Below are 19,514 nucleotides of genomic sequence, written 5' to 3' on the forward strand. Positions count from 1 at the left end.
TAGAGCTTATTTAAACCTTATACCTATAAATAGCAATCGCACATATTTCGAATTTGCTCAATATGACTATGCGCGTGAAATGGTCATTCTGAGAGAGGGCGAAGAATTGGTGTTGAGTCATATTAAAATTTAAACAGCTTCTTCTAATTCAAAAAAAACACTTAAATGGACTATGTTCTAATTCCAATAACTAATACATCGTCAACCTGTTCGTTTATTCCTTTCCAATTAGAAAACTCCTTATCCAACAATGTTAATTGTTCGTCCATTGTGTTTTGATGAATAGATTGCAGCATCGCTACCAATTTTTTTTGCATAAATTTCTTCCCTAAGTCGCCTCCAAACTGGTCGGCATATCCATCGGAGAACAAATAATAACAATCGCCTTTTTTGTAAGTAAAGGTTTGCAATGTGAACTCTCTCTCGGTTTGCATTTGAGCTCCGCCTATCGGGTATTTATTGCCGGTAATTTTCTCAAGCTTCCCATCAACAATTCTAACCAATGGTCGATTAGCACCGGCAAACTGCATTTCTTTTTTTGCCTCATCCAATATACAAATTGCGGCATCCATGCCATCGTGCCTATCGCTTTCAGCAGCTTGTTTCAACGATTTTTGAACTCCTTTGTGCAATTTGTTTAATATTTCATGTGCATGGGTAGTACCTTCCTCTATAACAATTTGATTGAGTAAATTATACCCAATCATACTCATAAATGCGCCCGGCACACCATGTCCGGTGCAATCAACAACTGCAACAATCTTTTTTCCATTTTTCTCTGCAAACCAATAAAAATCTCCACTTACAATATCTTTGGGTTTGTATAAAATAAAAGATTCGTTAAAATATCCTGATATTTCCCCTCTATCAGGAAGTATGGCTTCTTGAATTTTTTTTGCATACTGAATACTGGATGTTATATCTCTATTTTTTTGAGCCAACTGTCTTGTCCTATCTGCCACACGTTCCTCTAAAATTCTTTTTTCCCTTCTAATTTTAAATGTGCGCCCTTGCGTGTATCCCACAAATAACAATGCAATTGTTAAAGAAAAAAATGCATAGGCCAATTTAGTTTTATACCAAGGAGGTGTAATGCTAATACGAATTTCTAGGGGGTGTATCGCCTCTACCCCATTATTGTTTATCGCTCTTACTTTAAACACATAATCCCCGGGAGGTAATTGAGGATAACTAATTAATGTATTAAACGAATAGGGCGACCATTCTTTTTCATGCCCTTCAAGTATTACAGAGTACCTTAACCCTTGCGGTTTAACATAGTCAATAGCCTTAATAGTAAATATCAAATGGTTTTGTGTGTGTGAAAGTTTTATGTCTTTTTTGAAGAGAAATGCAGAATCGATATTAAAATCTCGATAGTTTACTTTAAAATCGGCAAGAAATATTGTAGGTGGCGTAGTGTTTGTTTTTATGTCCTTTGGGTAAAAAGAGGTAAACCCTTTGGAGCCTCCAAAAAACAGCTCCCCATCCTCTGCTTTATAATACGCACCCTGATTAAATTCATTCGATTGCAAACCATCTTCTTTTGTAAAACAAGTAAATGCAGACCCATTAGTATTTTGTATAGAAGGATTAAATTTGCAAATACCATTATTAGTACTCAACCATAAATTTCCAAATTCATCTTCCAAAATTCCATATACAATATCGTTGGGGAGACCATCTTTTTGGTAATATTGAGTTATCGTATTGGTTTTGACATCTACTTTATTAAGCCCTAAATCAGTTCCTAACCAAATAGCACCTCTTTTATCTTCATGTATTGTTAAAATATAATTTGAGCTAATCTTATTTGAAGTAGTTGTAATATATCTAAACTTGTTTGTTTGGGGGTTATAAATCGAAACTCCTTTATCAGTACCTATCCAAATATTATTGCTTTTATCTTTGATGAAACAATTGACAAAATTGCTAGTTAATCCATTAGTTGCATTTAAAGATGAAAATGTATTGGTATTAAAATCATGTATATATAACCCTTGTGTAATTGTAGATAAAAATAGTTTATCCGCAAATATCTTTTTGATTTCTGTAATTGTAACATCCTTAAGCCTGTAATACTTAATATCATCTCTTATCAATTTATCTTTATTCAAAAACTTAACTCCTCCAGAATATGTCCCGACAATAATACCATCTCCTTCATTATAAAATGAGAGTATAAAATTGCTTTGTGGGGTTTGTTTAATAATTCTACCTCTACTATCAATTATAGATAAATTAGATGCTCCACTCACAAGAATATTATTTTCGTTTTGTTTTAGGATTGAATATATCGGTTCACTGAATAAATTTGTATTGAAATAGGATTTTCTATCCAAATGATATACAACCCCTAAACTGGAAGTTCCTAACCAAATATTACTTTCTTCATCAATAAAACTAGAGTAGATACCAGTTCTAAGAACGGAATAATCAACTAAATCTATTTTTTCAATTTTAAAATCTGTAAAATGTAACTTATAGAAATCGCCTGATCTAGTAGAAGCAAAAATTGTTTTATTTTTATCCTGTTGAATACTGATAAATTCAGAACTTATTATTTCTGCTGATGTTTTTGTTGAGATCGAAGATATGATTGCTTCTTGCTTAGAATTAAAAAAAAGGAGTCCATTATCAGTAGAAATTAATAGTATCTCATTATCATAAAAACACAAGGCATTTAGGCCATACTCTTTTCCGTCCTTGTTTAGATTTAATGATATTTTTGTTACTCTATTATTAATATCTAGAGAAAACAAACCGGAATTCTTAGTCCCGACCCAAACTTTATGTTTAATAGCAATTGTTGTTATGTTGTTGCACCCTCCACAATTCTCCCCTAACTTCAACTGCTTTATCGTTTTTTCTTTTTTATTGATGAGCGAAATACCATTTTCGGTTCCCACCCAAATAATACCGGCTTTGTCTTGTGTTACACAGGAAATCTTGCTGTCTGTTAGATTGTTTTTGCCGGCTGTGTATCTTACTATTTTATTCACAGCCAAATCAAATGCGTTTAAACCATCTGATGTACCTACCCACAATATGCCTTCAGAATCTTGAAACAAAGCACGAATATCATTACTGGATAATGAATTGGAATCTATCGGATTGTGTTTGAAAATTTTTACTTCTTGTCCGTCAAATCGGTTGAGTCCATCTTGTGTACCAAACCACATAAACCCTTGTGCATCTTTTATGATGGAAGTAACAGAGTTTTGAGATAATCCCTTATCGCTATTTAATACATCAAAGTTGTAATTCTCACACAAAAGAAAAAGAGGGAGAACTAATAATAGAATAGTGTTTACAACCGCCTTACGCATGTTGCTAAAAATAGTAAAAAAAGAGCAAACCCATAAGCCGGGTTCTGTTTTATTCTATCATTTATCTGGGCTTTTTATCGCTAAAAAGCTCTAGCAGCCTACCCATTGCAACAAGGTTTAACCTACAAAGGCGAGTAGCCTCACATTTACAACCTATTTGGCCTTTCAACTCATGAGGTTTACCCAAAAAGCATGTTCCCATACTTAGTTGTGAGCTCTTACCTCACATTTTCACCCTTACCCAGACGGCAAGCGTCTGGACGGTTATTTTCTGTGGCACTTTCTGTAGTTTAGTTATTTCTATCTAAACCCCTTCCCGTTAGGAAGCATGATACTCTATGTTGCCCGGACTTTCCTTTCCGCCTAAACGGAACGATAGATCGGTTTGCTCAATAGCAAAGGTAGTTGAAAGTTATTGTATTACTATGGAGTAGATAAAGAAACAGGTAAAATTTTTCCATTAAAATAATGCTGACCTGTAAGTGCAAAATTTAAAATGTATTCAGCCATTTTCAACGGGGTAACCGGAGCTTTGTAGCCGGGGAATGCGTTCGAAAGCATTTCGGTTTGCACAGCTCCCAAACATAAACAGTTTACAGCAATCTTGTTTTCTTTTAGTTCTTCTGCTAAACATTCTGTTAAAATACTTAAGGCTCCTTTACTAGAGCTGTATGCACTTAATCCTGAAAATTTTGCAGAACCTTGAAACCCACCCATGCTGCTAATATTTACAATATGTGAGTTTGAGCTTGAAAAAAGAGGCAATAGATTTTGAGTTAGCTTAAAAACACCAAACACATTTACGTTATATACCTGCTGTAATTCCCTTTCTGTGATTTCTAAAAAAGGCTTATTTAAAAGCATTCCGGCATTGTTAATCACTATATCTATGGTTCCTAGTTTAGACTTTACCTCTGCTGCCAGTTGAGAAAAATTTCCTTTTTCTAAATCAAAAACAAAAACATGTATAGAAGGATTATGCTTTTTTAACTCTTGTAATTTTAAATCATCTCTGGCAATAGCAAATACATAGTGTTCTCTACTTGCTAATTTAGCTAGCTCTGCACCAATTCCTTTACTAGCACCGGTTACTAAAATGTTCATACAAAAAAATAAAAGTGTTATATTTAAGTAACGCAAAAAATATGAATAAAGCTATTCTTAAACATATAATATTGAACAGCATTCTACTTTTTTTTGCTTCTTCTGTTTTTGCACAATACGACACTACTCATTTTAACAAACCCAAACCTCCTAAAAAATTTGATTTCAGCAAGTTTTTTATTGGCGGAAATATGGGAATGCAATTTGGAACGGTTACGTTTATTGATGCTTCGCCTGCCATTGGTTACAAGCTAACTGAAAAACTATTAGCCGGCATTGGAGGCACCTATATTTACATGCGCGATAATAACTACAGCTATACCAATAAAATATACGGAGGACGAGTTTTTGGAAGATACCTTATTCTTGAAAACATTTTTGCTCATGCAGAATACGAATCGCTTAACGGGCAATGGGATTTTTATACTAATAGACGTTATAATTTAGAAAGTGTTTTAGTGGGTGGCGGCTACCGACAGCGAGTTGGAGCAAATGCATTTATGAATTTAATGGCGCTGTGGAATGTAAATGACTCTGAATTATCTCCCTACCAAAACCCAATTATTCGTGTAGGATTTGGAATGGGATTCTAAAATAACCTTAGTTGTTTCTCTTTATTGGTATAATAAAGCTGTGTATCATACTCATACCAATTTGTATTAAGTGAAATATATTTTTTTACCGAAAGTTTAAATAATCTGTTTATCATCTCTGCAACTTTTCCATCGCCACTCATGCGTGTACCAGGTCTACTATCACTCAAACTACCTGCATGACATTCTTTAATTTGATTCAAAATTTTTTGTGATGCATCCGGAAAGTTTTTAGTTACCCAGTCAGTAAATATTTGACTTACAGCTCCATTCAAGCGCACCAACGTATAACCAGCTCTGGCAGCTCCAACATCAGCAGCGGCTTTAATAACAGCAGGTATTTCGTCACTATTCAATCCCGGAATAATTGGCGCATTCATTACACCACATGGTATAGAATTTTTATTGAGCTCTTCAATTATTTTTAATCGTTGCTTAGCAGTTGCAGTGCGAGGCTCCATTACAAGTCGTAAATCTTCTTTAAGCGTAGTAATTGAAACCATTACATGCACCAATTTATTTTTGGCAAGCTCTTGCAACAAATCTATATCGCGTAAAATCAAACTATTTTTTGTAATCATCCCAACCGGATGCTTATGTTTAAGTAGTACTTGCAGCATTCTTCGTGTAATCTCCATCTTACGCTCTACAGGCTGATAACAATCGGTATTACCGGAAAGCATAATAGGAGCTGATTTCCAATTTTTTTTAGACAACTCGTTATCTAATAGTTCTGGGGCATTCTTTTTTACAATAATCTTCTGCTCAAAATCTAAGCCTGCACTAAAACCCCAATATTCGTGAGCATTTCGAGCATAACAATAAATACATCCATGTTCACAACCTTGGTATGCATTCATCGAATACTCGCCATATACATCTGCGCTTTGTACTTTATTTATAATTTTTTTTGGCGACTCATAAAAATACTGCGTCTTTTCGTCCGGCACATATTCCTCATCAATAGCATCAATATGCTGTTGCGTAAATTCTTTCTTTAAAAATTTGTTGTTCGTATTAACTTGAGCTCCTCTTCCTTTTATATAATCTGCCATGCAACGTTTTAGTTAATAAATGTTAACCCAAATAGGGATAGCTTAAAGTTGTTTAAATTTAGTTCCTAAAACAAATTAAAAATGAGAACAAACCACGAAATTGACTACAAAATTTATGGAGAGGAAATGCAATGTGTGGAAATAGAATTAGATCCACAAGAAACAGCCATTGCAGAGTCGGGCAGCTTTATGATGATGGAGCAAGGCATACAAATGGAAACCATTTTTGGAGATGGATCGGCAACCCAAAGCACCAGTTTTTTAGGAAAGGTAATGTCAGCCGGGAAACGATTGCTTGTAGGCGAAAGTTTATTTATGACCGCCTACACAAATACTGTAAATGGGAAGAAAAAAGTAACGTTTGCATCTCCTTATCCAGGAAAAGTAATAGCGCTCGATTTACAACAATTAAAAGGAAAAATAATTTGTCAGAAAGATGCTTTTTTGTGCGCAGCTAAAGGAGTATCGGTAGGTATTGAGTTTCAAAAAAAATTAGGAACCGGCTTATTTGGAGGCGAGGGTTTTATTATGCAGAAGCTTGAAGGAGATGGATACGCTTTTGTACATGCAGGTGGTATGATAATTGAAAAAGAACTAGCTCCCGGAGAAAAACTAAAAGTGGACACTGGCTGTATTGTGGCGTTTACGCAAGATGTAAATTATGATATTGAATTTGTAGGAGGAATAAAAAACACCATTTTGGGAGGAGAAGGTTTGTTTTTTGCTACACTTACCGGTCCTGGAAAAATATGGGTACAATCGCTACCAATTAGCAGATTAGCCGGACGTATATTGGCTTATGGAACGTATAAAAGAAAAGAAGAAGGCAGCATTCTAGGGGGCATTGGAAATATGTTGGATGGAGATTAGTATATAAGAATATTACTAAAACAGAACGGGTTGTAAGAATTATTTCTTACAACCCGTTCTGTTTTTTCAATACATACGAATAACTAGGATAAATGGTCTTTATCAATTTTCTTTACTTCCTCTTCCACTACATTTGCACTATCTTGAATCTCCTTTTGAATTCCACTAGCTGCATCTTTAAACTCTCGTATTCCTCGACCTAAACCTCTTGCCAATTCAGGAATGCGCTTAGACCCAAAAAACAACACTATCACAAACACCACCACAAATACCTCTCCACCACCTAAATTCAAAAAAAGAAGAGTTGAATTAATTTGCATATAAAAATAATTAGGTATAAAAAAAGGTCGTTGCTACTAAACAACGACCTTTAAATTTAGTGAAAAAATTTGTTATTCTTTTTTGTTTCTATCAAAGTCAATTACAACAGGTGTTGCAATACAAATTGATGAATATGTTCCAATTACAATACCAATTAACAAGGCAAAGGAAAATCCTCTGATAGTTTCGCCACCAAAAATAAATATTGTTAACAATACAAAGAAAATTGTCAACGATGTATTAACAGTACGACTAAGTGTACTATTTAATGCGTAATTAATAACGGTATTTCGTTCTCCTTTATCTAAATCATTCTTCTTGTTATTTGACAAATACTCTCTTATTCTATCAAACACAACTACGGTATCATTCATTGAGTATCCCATTACAGTTAATATTGCAGCGATAAAATGTTGGTCTAGTTCTAAAGAGAAAGGCATCACACCGTCAAATATAGCATAACAAGAAAGAATAATAAGCACATCGTGAAGCAACGCAACTACAGAGCCTAAGCCATATTGCCACTTTTTAAATCGAATCAAAATATATAAGAACATTACTAAACAAGAAAATAAAATAGACCAAATAGCTTTGGTTTTAATATCTCTTGATATTGTTTCCCCTACTTTCTGAGAACTTAAAATTTTATAATTCTCTCCAACCTTATCTAGCCCTTCTTTTAACTTAGCTTCTACTTTTGTCTCCGCATCTTCTGATGAATCATCGATTAAATAAGTTGTTGTTATTTTTTGCTGATTGCTTTCGCCATACGTTTTAACCTCTGGGGAAGTACCAAATGATTCAGAAAGTTTCTCTTTTACTTCATCAGTTGTTTTTTTATTATCAAATCTTACCACATAAGAACGACCTCCTTTAAAATCTACACCTAAATTAAATCCGTCATTTTTAAAGAAAAATACAGCACCAAGTAAGATAAAGGCCCCGGAAAAAACATAGTATAATTTTCTCTTACCTACAAAGTCAATTTTAGTATTCTTAAATGCATTTTCTGTTAATGGGGTAGAAAATGCTATCGTTTGATTTTTATTTAACATTGAGTCGAATATCAAACGAGTAATGAATATTGCACAGAATAAAGAAGTTAGAATACCAATTATTAATGTTGTAGCAAAACCTTGCACCGGACCGGTTCCGTAAACGAACAGAATTACGCCCAGTAAAAGAGTTGTAACGTTGGAATCAAGAATAGAAGACATTGCATGACTAAAACCTTCTTTAATTGACAACCCAGCCCCTTTACCTGCGGCCATCTCCTCACGGACACGTTCGAAGATAAGAATGTTAGCATCTACTGACATACCAATTGTAAGCACAATACCTGCAATACCTGGTAAAGTAAGTACTGCACCCAAAGATGCTAAAACGCCCATTACTAAAAACACGTTTGCAAAAAGTGCGATATCTGCTACCAAACCAGCCTTGCTGTAATAGAATGCCATAAATAACAACACTACTCCAAGTGCTATTACGAACGACAATAAACCAGAGCTAATAGACTCTTTTCCTAATGTAGGACCTACAACAGTTTCTTCCACTATTCTAGCGGGTGCAGGAAGTTTACCGGCTTTAAGAATATTTACCAAGTCATCCGCATCTTTTGAAGCAAAATCTCCGGTAATTTGAGAACGTCCACCAGCAATTTCTGATTGAACTGTCGGGAAAGAGTATACTTTGTTATCTAACACAACTGCAATAGACTTTCCAATGTTGTCGCCAGTCAAGCGTTTCCAAGTTTTTCCGGCTTCTGTAGTCATGTTCATAGATATCTGGTAATATCCAGAACCGTTGTAATCGTTTTCTTTTCTTGCATCCGCAATGATATCTCCTGCTAAAGGAGCTTTACCATCACGAGAGGATATTTTTATTGCAACCAATTCAAAAATATCGTCTTTGTAACGTTTAGATGCTTTTACTGTCCACATCAATTTAAGTTTTGAAGGGAACAATGATTTTATTTTAGGATTATTTAAATAAGCATTAACCTTAGATGTATCTTTACTTTTAGCAAGACCCACAACCGGTCCATCAGCCAATACGTATTGATTATCGCGTTGATAAATATTTTCGTTTAAAAGAGAAAACAAAGGTCTTTCACGTTGCATACGTGCAGCAGCTGATGTATCTGATAAAGCAGAAGTGCCATTACTATCTTTTGTTCCCAATTGATCTGCCAATGATTTTTTTGTAGTATCTGCTTGTACTGCTTTTGCTGTATCAGTTATTGCAACAGCAGCTTTAGCGGTAGAATCAGCATTTACAGATAAACTATCTAATGCTGAAGAAGTAGCCGGCTTTTCGAAATCTGCAATACGCTTGTTAGCTTCTACCAACATTGGGTAAATCTCTTTATTATCGTAGGTTTCCCAAAATTCTAAGTTAGCTGTTCCTTGTAGTAATTTACGAACACGCTCTTTGTCGCTTACTCCAGGTAACTCAACCAAAATACGACCAGAACCTTGTAAACGTTGAATATTAGGTTGTGTTACTCCAAATTTATCGATACGTGCACGAAGTGTATTTTCTGCAGTTAATATCGACTCTTGAACTCGTTCAATAAGAATAGCAAGTACTTCTTCGTCTTTTGAATTAAAATTAATTTTTTCCTTTAGTTCAATACTTTGAAACAAAGGAGCTAATCGAGATGACGGATTTTTAGCTTTATAGGCTTCGCCAAAAAGAACTACAAAATCTCTATTGTCTGTACGTTGCTTTACTTGCGCAACTTTTATCGCATCGTTCAATCCAATATCTTCAGGGTTATTTGACATCCCTTTCAAAATATCTGCAACAGAAATCTCAAGGGTAACGTTCATCCCACCTCTTAAATCCAGACCAAGGTTTATTTCTTTTTCTTTACACTCATCATAAGTATATTTGGCAACTCCAATGTTAAAAACAACCTCCTTACGCAAAGAATCAAGGTATTTATCTCTTTTAAGAGCCATAGCATTGCTCAAATAATCTTCTTGCTTCATCGCATCTCCGTTAGAAGCGGCTTTGGCAGCTTCAATAACAGCAGGCTGAGAAATATACTCATTTGCAAATACCTCTGCATCTTGCTCTACGCCACGGGTAACCCAAGTAAAAGACAAGTAGTAAATACAGATAATGCCCAAAAGAACTCCAAATGTGGTTATTGCACCTTTATTTTGCATAATTTATAGTTGTTTAATAACGTTTTAATAGTATTTAAAAGAGTGCAAACCTAACTTTTTTAATCGAAAAACGCAAAATAGACCAAACAAAGTTTACAAGGCCCACTTTTTATCGTTTATTATTGATTGATAGTAAGATATACAGACGTTTTTTAGTAATTTTGGGGGTAAAATCAAACAATTTATTGTTTTTGAATAGTGGATTGTAATGCGTAAAATCAAATTAGCAACTACCTTCAAATGAAACTCATTTCTAAATCATATTCAAAACTAAGTAGACTTTTTTGTTGTTTTAAGATCAAAACTAATATAGGTTATTTAGCACTTTGTACATTGTGCTTTATACTTTCAACATCCTTCACTCCTACTTATAAAATTGCAGTTTTGAAATACAATGGTGGGGGCGATTGGTATGCAAATCTGGAAACATCTGTGCCCAATCTGATTAAATATTGCAACGATAACTTAAAAATGAATATCGACCCGGAACAAGCAGTTGTTGAGTCTGGCAGTAGCGAAATTTTTAATTATCCATTTATACATATGACAGGGCATGGAAATGTTATATTTAGCACGCAGGAAGCAGAAAACCTGCGCAAATACTTGACAGGTGGCGGTTTTTTGCACATAGATGATAATTATGGAATGGACAAATTTATTCGTCCGCAATTAAAAAAAATATTTCCGGAATTGGATTTGGTAGAACTACCGTTCAATCATCCTATTTACAATCAAAAATATAAATTTCCGAACGGGCTTCCCAAGATTCATGAGCATGACAATAAACCACCGCAGGGATTTGGTTTGATTTATGAAGGAAGATTAGTTTGTTTTTATTCGGTAGAATGTGACTTGGGAGATGGATGGGAAAATATTGAGGTACACAAAGATTCTCCGGATGCTCGTGAAAAAGCACTTAAAATGGGGGCTAATTTAATTCAATATGCGTTTACTAAATAAATAAAGTAGTTTGTAAAAATTTAGGTTAATCTAAAAGTCCGTGAAAAAAATAATTTTACTTTATTTAAATAATCTCCAATTCTCTATTTTTCGTTTTTCTTTTTTCACAGTCTTACTGATTACGACCCATTACTCATTTTCCCAAGATACACTTGCTATCAATAAGGTGCAGTATATTGAATTGGATGGAATTGTAAAAAAAACAAAAACATTTGATAAGGCAGGAAACGAAAATTTAGACTCGTCTAAAATTTGTGTTTATAACGAATCGAAAAAACTAGTAGCCGTATTCTACACCAACAAAAAAGGGAAATGCAAATTCAGACTTCCATTGAACAAAAAATTTACTATTGAAATAGGCAAAAAAGGCTTTGTTTCAAAGCTAATTGAGGTAAATACCAAAGTGCCTCCGGAACGAAAGATTGGGTACGGATTTCCTTTTGAAATAAGTATTTTTGAAGAACTTAAAGAACTAGATACTTCCATACTTCAAAAGCCCATTGCTAAAATTTCGTTTAGTATGTCTCAGAATCAGTTTGCGTATGATTACATGAATACAGATTACATAAACAACGAGCTAAGAAGACAATACAAAGAATATTATTTTTTGCGGGAAGTAGATGCAGATTTTAAAAAAGATAGTTTAGATACACAGAACAAAAAGTAAACTTATTCTTTAGCAACAGAGCACTGTTTATATTCAGAGGGGGAATAATAAAAATTATCTGCTACACCACACTTTTGTTCCGCATCCTCAAAGGTAACATCATTGAATGATTGGGAGTCTTCTGTATAAACTCCACCCATTTTACTTTGACAAGTGCATTTATAGTTAGCTGTTTTTTTCTTGCACGAGGCAGAAAATACTAAAATTGCGGAGAGTAGTAAAATAGATACTGTTTTCATTTTCACAATTTACTTAATTTATTTCTTAAATAATGATCGGCTAAAACAATAGCTGCCATCGCCTCTACAATAGGAACAGCTCTAGGCACCACGCATGGGTCGTGCCTACCTTGGGCTTCCAATAAAACAGGATTGCCTTGTACATCTATTGTCTGCTGTTGTTTCGCAATTGTAGATGTTGGCTTGAATGCAACATTAAAATAAATATCCTCTCCGTTGCTTATTCCACCTTGAATTCCGCCCGAATAATTTTGAGTTGTACCAATTTTATCATTTCTGTTTTCAAACGCATCATTATGTTCGGAGCCTTTCATAGCAGAACCTGCAAAGCCACTGCCAATTTCAAATCCTTTTACTGCATTTATGCTTAGCATTGCTTTTCCTAAGTCGGCATGTAGTTTATCGAAAACAGGTTCCCCTAAACCAATTGGAACACCTTGAACAACGCATGTTATAACACCACCTAAGCTATCCCCTTCTAATTTTACTTTTTCAATGGCTGCAATCATTTGCTTAGCCACCGATTCGTCCGGGCAACGAACAGGATTACTTTCAATTTTAGACGAGTCTAAAATTTTATACTCTGTAGTTAATTTTATGGTTCCAATTTGCGAAGTGTAGGCGTTTATCTTAATTCCAATTTTACTTAACAATAGTTTTGCAATCGCACCTGCTACTACCCTTGCAGCTGTTTCTCGAACAGAGGAACGACCGCCTCCTCTATAATCACGCAAACCATATTTCTGTTGGTAAGTATAATCAGCATGAGACGGACGAAATACATTTTTCAATTGGTCGTAATCTGCAGAACGGGCATCATTATTTTTGAGGATAAATGCAATGGGAGAACCCAATGATTTCCCTTCGAAAATTCCCGACAAAAATTCAACTTCATCATTTTCCTTACGGTGCGTTGTAATGGCGGATTGACCCGGTTTACGTCTATCAAGTTCTTGTTGTATAAAATCAACGTCTATTTCCAATCCGGCTGGACATCCCTGAATAACACCACCTATAGCCACTCCGTGCGATTCGCCAAAGGTTGTTACTGAAAATATTTTACCAAATGTATTTGCTGACATTGTTTTGTAGAACTAAAATAGGATGTAAATACTTGCTATTAAATTATAAAAAATAAAGCGTAGTCGGATAAAAAATTGGGAAACTACTGTAATTTAGCAAAAAGAAATACGATGACCATATTTATAACAGGAGCAACAGCAGGATTTGGAAAAGCTACAGCCGAGCTATTTGCCAAAAACGGATACAATTTAATTTTAGCTGGCAGAAGAGAAAACAGATTAAATTTTATTGCAAAAGATTTACAAAGCAAATATTCGATTAAGGTATTGACCTTATGTTTTGATGTTCGAAAATTAGAAGATGTAAAAAAAGCAATTGCTTCACTTACCCAAGAATGGCGAAACATAGACATTTTGGTAAACAATGCAGGCTTGGCAATGGGACTATCCTCTATTCAAGAGGGTAATATTGATGATTGGGAAATAATGATTGATACCAACATTAAAGGATTGTTATACATGACACGATTGATAACTCCTTTAATGATTGAAAAGCAGAAAGGACATATTATTAATATTGGGTCTATTGCAGGCAAAGAAGTGTATGCTAACGGAAATATTTATTGTGCCACCAAACATGCCGTTGATGCGCTAAACAAAGCCATGCGCATTGATTTACTTCCGCATCATATAAGAGTAACGGCAATTAATCCGGGAATGGCAGAAACAGAATTCTCTATTGTACGATTTAAAGGAGATGAAGAGCGTGCAAAAAAAACCTACCTTGGATTAAAACCTTTACAAGCCGAAGATATTGCCGAAACAATTTACTGGGTGGCAACACGACCGGCACATGTAAACATAAATGATTTGATTATAACACCCACTGTGCAAGCTAACGCTACAACTGTAATTCGAAAGAGTTAAGTTTTGAAATCTTTCAATTAGAATATTTTTAGGTATGCTCTCAAGAGAAGAAAAAATACGCTATAGCCGTCATATTATGATGTCGGAGTTTGGCATAGAAAACCAAGAAAAGCTAAAACAGAGCAAAGTATTAATAATTGGAGCAGGAGGCTTAGGATGTCCGGCATTGCAGTATTTAACAGCTGCAGGAGTTGGTACTATTGGAATTGTGGATGATGACACCGTTTCAGAATCAAACTTACAACGGCAAATTTTATTTACGAGAGATGATGTTGGAAAATTAAAAGTGGAAGTTGCGATTAAAAAACTTCAACTACAGAATCCATTCACACAATTTATTGGCTTTACAGAAAGACTAAATACTAAAAATGCACTATCAATACTTAACGATTTTGATTTACTAATTGATGGAAGCGATAATTTTGCGACACGTTACTTAGTAAATGATGCGTGTGTAATCCTAAACAAACCTTTTGTTTTTGGCTCCATACATAAATTTGAAGGGCAAGTAACAGTTTTCAATTACAGAAATGGCCCAACCTACCGTTGCTTATTTCCGGAGCCGGCAAGTATGACAGATACTCCAAACTGCGCTACAATTGGTGTATTAGGAGCACTACCCGGAATAGTAGGAACAATGCAGGCTACAGAAGCTATTAAAATAGTGTGCCAATTAGGAGAGAGCATCTCCGGCAAATTACTGGTGTTTAATTGTTTGCAAAACACCTATAACACTTATGAAATTGAATTGAATCCGGAAAATAAAAAGATAAAGGAACTTGAAAATAATTACGAACTACTTTGCTTCAACCCTAGCCTTGTTAATTCCATTTCACCACAAGAATTACATACAAAAATGCAGTTGGGAGAAGACATTGATATTATAGATGTTCGAGAGCCTTCTGAATTTGAGTTGTGCAAAATATCAGAAAAACTAATTCCGTTAAATACAATTCCGAATAATTACAATCAAATTGCAAAAAACAAAACGGTTGTATTGTACTGCCATCATGGAATGCGAAGTGCACAAGCAATTAAATTTTTACAAGAAAAATACAGTTATACCAATTTGTTAAACTTAGAAGGTGGAATACACCAATGGGCTATGACAGTTGACTCGTATGTACCGACATACTGACCGAACTAGTTGAAATAAAATGAATAAGTCCAAATTTATATTCTATCCATTTTAGTAGCTTAAAAAGATTATTTTTTGTATATTAAGCTATCGCTTTAACCACATTTTATGGCTGTTGAATCCGGCTTAGAAAAATTACTTAAAAAAAATTCCAACCTAAACGAACTTATATTAAACAAGATAGGAACCATTGCAATGGTTGCCGATAAAAATGCGAATATTGTTTATGTAAGCCCTTCAATTACGAAAATATTAGGATACACACCACAAGAAATTTCAGGACAAAATTGGTGGTTATTAGCACATTCAGATTCCGTAAAACGAGAAGAATATATTACATCTGTAAAGAATTGCATTACAGGAAGCGCTCCGTTAAACAAAACAGTTCACACCAATCCGGTAAGAGATAAAAATGGCACTATTAAATGGATTCAATGGCAAGATTCGCTTATTCCGGGAGAGTATTTAATTGGCATAGGGCAAGAAGTAACGGATAATATTTTTCAACAAGAAATTATTAAAATTCAAAACAAACAATTAGAGCTACTATCACAAGTAGCTAGCAAAACAGACAATATCGTATTGATACTTGATGGCATTGGAGATATTTTATGGGTAAGTCCTAGTTTTGAAAATTTACATCATTTGTCGTACGAAAAATTTACAGAAACATTTGGCAAATCAATATTTCAAGCGAGTAATTTTCCGGACATACGAAACTTGTTTACAAAATGTATTACTACAAAAAAGACTGTTAACTACCAATCGTTAAATAAAAAAGTAAAAGGGCAAGAAGTATGGGAATTGTCAACAATGACGCCCGTGGTAGATCAGAATGGAAAAATAAAATACGTAACAATCATTGACAGTGATATTTCGGCAAGAAAAAAACTGGAACTGGAAAAAAATTCAAAGCACAAAGATTTATTGGATGCTCTTAAATATGCTAAACACATCCAATCTTTTTTACTTCCGGAATTCGAACATTTAAAAAATGATTTCTCTGATGTTTTTCTATACTCACAACCCAAAAATATTGTAAGTGGTGATTTTTATTGGTTTAAAAAGTATGGCAACGAATATTTTTTTATGGTTGGAGATTGCACAGGGCATGGAGTTCCTGCAGCCATGCTAAGTATGGTAACAATTACATTAATGAATCGTATTTGCAAACAAAATAAAGATCTTCCCATTAACCAAATTGTTAAAGAATTTTATTCCAACTTTAACCACTTGTTTAATTCAAAAGTGAAAGACAATGTGTTAAACGATACGGTGGACTTAGCATTTTTTAAAATAAATTTCGAAACAGACGAACTACATTTTTATGGCATAAATAGGCCGTTGTATTTAGTAGCCAACAATGAACTAGTTCCATTTAAAGGCTATCGAATGCCAATATACAATGCCAATGCAGATGTTTTTGCAAGGCCTCCACTTATCTATTCGTTAAAAAAAGGAGATTTGATTTACGCATTTTCCGATGGTTTTTATGATCAATTTGGGGGTGTTTATGATAAAAAATTCTTAATAAAGAAATTCAAACATGAATTGGTGAGTCTAACTCAAACACCGTTTACAGATCATCAAAAATATTTAGAGAATAAATTTAATTCCTGGAAAGGCAAAAGTGAACAGACAGACGATGTATTGGTATTTGCACTTAATTACTAAGTATGGAAGAAAAAATAGCTACAGAGAATAAAAACATTTTTTCTAATCTAATTATTAACGAAACTTCATCTATTATTCTTATAACAGATGAAAATGCAAATATTATTTTTGCTAACCCCACTATTACTAAGGTGTTAGGATATTCAGTAAACGAACTTATAGGAACCGGCTGGTGGGAAAAAACTAGAAACAATCAAGATGATGTAGCTGAATTTAAAAAATATGTATCCGATTGTGCAAAAGGAATAAAAGAAATTGACACTAAAACATACATCAATTCCCTGCTTGATAAATCGGGCAATAAAAGATACATACAATGGCAAGACTCTTTATTAATGGATGGATACATTATTGGAGTTGGGCAAGATGTAACCGAGGAAAAAACAAACGAACAAATAATTATTGAACAAAACAAGCAATTAGAGCTACTGTCGTTGGTTGCTAACAATACAGATAACGTTATCTTAATTTTAAACAGCAAAGGAGATTTAATTTGGGTAAGCGATAGTTTTGAACGTTTTCATGGCTTAACATTAAATCAGTTTATATCCCAACGTGGGAAAAATATTACTCAAATAAGCAACAATAAAAACATCAAAAATTATTTCGAAATATGTGTTGCTGAAAAAAAATCGTTCAACTACGAATCAATCAACAAATATCAAGACACGAAGGAAATATGGGGATTTTCAACCATGTCTCCTATTTTAGATGAAGACGGAAATGTAAAGTATATCATAATCGTTGACTCCGACATTAGTGATCAAAAAAAAATAGAGAAAGAGCTTTCTCAAGTAAATAAAGATATTACCGATAGTCTTGTTTATGCTAACAGAATTCAGTCGTTTCTATTTCCTGAATTACCTGAACTGAAAAAATATTTTTCAGACTGTTACTTATTGTACAAACCCAAAGAAATTATCAGTGGAGATTTTTATTGGTATCACGAAACTGAAAGCCAATTTTATTTTGCCATTGGAGATTGCACCGGGCATGGAATACCGGCTGCAATGATGAGCATGATTGGCATTACATTACTCAATAGATATACAAAAGCCAATCAATTTAAAACACCGGCAAAAGTAATAAGTTCGTTGTTTAATAACCTAAATACCTTGTTTAAGAAAACGTATGCTGTTCAAAAATTAAACGACAGCATGGATTAATCTTTTTTCACTTTTGATAAAAAAACAAGAGTGCTAACTTATTCCGGGATAAATAGACCATTGTTCATTTATCAAAACAGCAATTTAATTGAATTAAAAGGCAGCAAATTTACATTCAACAAAAGTGACGATGTATCTAAAGGTATTATTGTGGAACAATCTATTGAATTAAACAAAGGCACTATTATATATGCATGTTCAGACGGATATCAAGACCAATTTGGAGGGCCAAACAATAAAAAGTTTTCGAGTGGTAGTTTTAAAAAGATACTTCAAAAGTGTGCACAAAAAGAGTATATAGAGCAAAAATATTTTTTAAATCGCACCATTGAAAACTGGAGAGGCGAAAACGAACAAACTGATGATATTCTTGTATTTTCACTAAAAATTTAACTTAAACGACTTATGCTACAAAACGCAGACATTATAAACACTATAGGTGTAACATTAATTTTAATTGGTTTTCTATTGCTAGTATTCAATGTAGTAGATCAAAAAAGCAAAACCTATTTGCTATGTAATTTTTTCGGATCGTCCATTGCAGGTTATGGAGCGTATCTAATGGGATCTATTCCATTTATTGTTTTAGAAACAGTTTGGGCAATTGTTTCGTTTTTTGCACTTTTTAAGAAGAAATAATTTTTACAATTTTCAAGCAAATACGCTTGGGGCCTTATCTTTCAAGTTGTAGTTAGACGACATAACCTCTCCGTAGGCACCAGTAGTGCGTATAGCTATAATATCGCCCCTTTCGGTTATTGGTAAATCTACAGCCTTTCCAAAACAATCGGACGATTCGCAAATTGGTCCAACAACATCATACTTAAAACTATGCATTTGATTCTGTTTAGATAGATTCTCAATCTTATGATACGATTGATATAACGCAGGTCGTATCAAATCAGTCATTCCGGCATCAATAATTGCAAAATTTGTATTTATGCCATTTTTAATAAACAAGACTTTAGATATAAGCGTTCCGCATTGGGCTACAATAGCTCTTCCTATTTCGAAGTGCAATTTTTGATGCTTTCGTAGGTGCAAAAAAGTATTAAATATTTCAAAAAAATGCTTAAAGTCTGGAATTAAATTTTGATCCGGATTATAATAATCAACACCTAACCCACCACCTACATTGATATGCTCCAAAACTATCTGTTGTTGCTCAAACCAGTTTTGTATTTCATTTACTTTAACACATAAATTCTTAAAAACATCCAAATCTGTAATTTGTGAACCAATATGAAAATGAATTCCAATAAGTTTTACGGCT

18 protein-coding genes and 1 other RNA gene are annotated in these 19,514 nt (G+C 34.0%); 10 read left to right on the forward strand and 9 right to left on the reverse strand.

What is annotated here, in order from left to right; genetic code table 11:
- Nucleotides 1-170 precede the first annotated feature (170 nt).
- The 3 genes from J0M08_06605 to J0M08_06615 form a co-directional block, all read right to left on the reverse strand.
- Nucleotides 171-3,329 carry a SpoIIE family protein phosphatase gene (locus J0M08_06605; GenBank protein MBN8702716.1) on the reverse strand — a complete coding sequence of 1,053 codons (3,159 nt, stop codon included), beginning with the start codon at nucleotides 3,327-3,329 and terminating at the stop codon, nucleotides 171-173.
- 17 nt (nucleotides 3,330-3,346) lie between these two features.
- Nucleotides 3,347-3,721: RNase P RNA component class A (gene rnpB, locus J0M08_06610), an RNA gene on the reverse strand.
- A gap of 31 nt (nucleotides 3,722-3,752) precedes the next feature.
- Nucleotides 3,753-4,433, reverse strand: a complete 681-nt coding sequence (locus J0M08_06615) for an SDR family oxidoreductase (GenBank protein ID MBN8702717.1) — start codon at nucleotides 4,431-4,433, stop codon at nucleotides 3,753-3,755.
- Between the two features lie 41 nt (nucleotides 4,434-4,474).
- Here J0M08_06615 and J0M08_06620 point away from each other — a divergent pair, with 41 nt between their 5' ends.
- Nucleotides 4,475-5,026, forward strand: coding sequence for a hypothetical protein (locus tag J0M08_06620; GenBank protein ID MBN8702718.1), 552 nt, complete (start codon nucleotides 4,475-4,477; stop codon nucleotides 5,024-5,026).
- Here J0M08_06620 and J0M08_06625 read toward each other — a convergent pair.
- Entirely contained in the window at nucleotides 5,023-6,081 is a 1,059-nt protein-coding gene (locus tag J0M08_06625; protein ID MBN8702719.1) for a PA0069 family radical SAM protein, read from the reverse strand. The genes J0M08_06620 and J0M08_06625 overlap by 4 nt on opposite strands.
- A gap of 81 nt (nucleotides 6,082-6,162) precedes the next feature.
- On the opposite strand from J0M08_06625, the gene J0M08_06630 reads away from it, so the two are divergent.
- Nucleotides 6,163-6,951 carry a TIGR00266 family protein gene (locus J0M08_06630; GenBank protein MBN8702720.1) on the forward strand — a complete coding sequence of 263 codons (789 nt, stop codon included), beginning with the start codon at nucleotides 6,163-6,165 and terminating at the stop codon, nucleotides 6,949-6,951.
- Nucleotides 6,952-7,034: 83 nt separating this feature from the next.
- Here J0M08_06630 and J0M08_06635 read toward each other — a convergent pair whose 3' ends face one another.
- Nucleotides 7,035-7,271 carry a twin-arginine translocase TatA/TatE family subunit gene (locus tag J0M08_06635; protein MBN8702721.1) on the reverse strand — a complete coding sequence of 79 codons (237 nt, stop codon included), beginning with the start codon at nucleotides 7,269-7,271 and terminating at the stop codon, nucleotides 7,035-7,037.
- A gap of 72 nt (nucleotides 7,272-7,343) precedes the next feature.
- Nucleotides 7,344-10,448, reverse strand: a complete 3,105-nt coding sequence (secDF, locus tag J0M08_06640; GenBank protein MBN8702722.1) for a protein translocase subunit SecDF — start codon at nucleotides 10,446-10,448, stop codon at nucleotides 7,344-7,346.
- 240 nt (nucleotides 10,449-10,688) lie between these two features.
- Between secDF and J0M08_06645 the strand changes: the two genes are divergently transcribed.
- Together J0M08_06645 and J0M08_06650 are read left to right on the forward strand one after the other, a co-directional pair.
- Nucleotides 10,689-11,408, forward strand: coding sequence for a DUF4159 domain-containing protein (locus J0M08_06645; protein MBN8702723.1), 720 nt, complete (start codon nucleotides 10,689-10,691; stop codon nucleotides 11,406-11,408).
- Between the two features lie 166 nt (nucleotides 11,409-11,574).
- Nucleotides 11,575-12,075, forward strand: coding sequence for a hypothetical protein (locus tag J0M08_06650; protein MBN8702724.1), 501 nt, complete (start codon nucleotides 11,575-11,577; stop codon nucleotides 12,073-12,075).
- 2 nt (nucleotides 12,076-12,077) lie between these two features.
- On the opposite strand, the gene J0M08_06655 is transcribed toward J0M08_06650, so the two are convergent.
- Together J0M08_06655 and aroC are read right to left on the reverse strand one after the other, a co-directional pair.
- Complete coding sequence (locus J0M08_06655) at nucleotides 12,078-12,314, reverse strand: hypothetical protein (GenBank protein MBN8702725.1); 237 nt, start codon at nucleotides 12,312-12,314, stop codon at nucleotides 12,078-12,080.
- Between the two features lie 2 nt (nucleotides 12,315-12,316).
- Complete coding sequence (aroC, locus tag J0M08_06660) at nucleotides 12,317-13,396, reverse strand: chorismate synthase (GenBank protein MBN8702726.1); 1,080 nt, start codon at nucleotides 13,394-13,396, stop codon at nucleotides 12,317-12,319.
- A 111-nt stretch (nucleotides 13,397-13,507) separates the two neighbouring features.
- Between aroC and J0M08_06665 the strand changes: the two genes are divergently transcribed.
- The 6 genes from J0M08_06665 (at nucleotide 13,508) to J0M08_06690 (ending at nucleotide 18,880) form a co-directional block, all read left to right on the forward strand.
- The gene (locus tag J0M08_06665; GenBank protein MBN8702727.1) at nucleotides 13,508-14,263 is read left to right on the forward strand and encodes an SDR family oxidoreductase; all 756 of its coding nucleotides are present in this window, start codon (nucleotides 13,508-13,510) and stop codon (nucleotides 14,261-14,263) included.
- 34 nt (nucleotides 14,264-14,297) lie between these two features.
- Nucleotides 14,298-15,401, forward strand: coding sequence for a molybdopterin-synthase adenylyltransferase MoeB (moeB, locus tag J0M08_06670; GenBank protein MBN8702728.1), 1,104 nt, complete (start codon nucleotides 14,298-14,300; stop codon nucleotides 15,399-15,401).
- Between the two features lie 108 nt (nucleotides 15,402-15,509).
- Nucleotides 15,510-17,075 carry a PAS domain S-box protein gene (locus tag J0M08_06675; GenBank protein ID MBN8702729.1) on the forward strand — a complete coding sequence of 522 codons (1,566 nt, stop codon included), beginning with the start codon at nucleotides 15,510-15,512 and terminating at the stop codon, nucleotides 17,073-17,075.
- 2 nt (nucleotides 17,076-17,077) lie between these two features.
- Nucleotides 17,078-18,241 (forward strand): PAS domain S-box protein, encoded by a 1,164-nt coding sequence (locus tag J0M08_06680; GenBank protein MBN8702730.1) that lies wholly within the window; start codon nucleotides 17,078-17,080, stop codon nucleotides 18,239-18,241.
- Nucleotides 18,242-18,271: 30 nt separating this feature from the next.
- The gene (locus J0M08_06685; protein MBN8702731.1) at nucleotides 18,272-18,634 is read left to right on the forward strand and encodes a SpoIIE family protein phosphatase; all 363 of its coding nucleotides are present in this window, start codon (nucleotides 18,272-18,274) and stop codon (nucleotides 18,632-18,634) included.
- A 12-nt stretch (nucleotides 18,635-18,646) separates the two neighbouring features.
- The gene (locus J0M08_06690; protein ID MBN8702732.1) at nucleotides 18,647-18,880 is read left to right on the forward strand and encodes a hypothetical protein; all 234 of its coding nucleotides are present in this window, start codon (nucleotides 18,647-18,649) and stop codon (nucleotides 18,878-18,880) included.
- A 12-nt stretch (nucleotides 18,881-18,892) separates the two neighbouring features.
- Here the strand turns inward: J0M08_06690 and J0M08_06695 are convergent.
- On the reverse strand, nucleotides 18,893-19,514 hold a 622-nt coding region (locus J0M08_06695), incomplete at its 5' end, for a diaminopimelate decarboxylase (GenBank protein MBN8702733.1).

This window comes from Bacteroidota bacterium, assembly GCA_017303975.1.
Lineage (GTDB): Bacteria > Bacteroidota > Bacteroidia > JAFLBG01 > JAFLBG01 > JAFLBG01.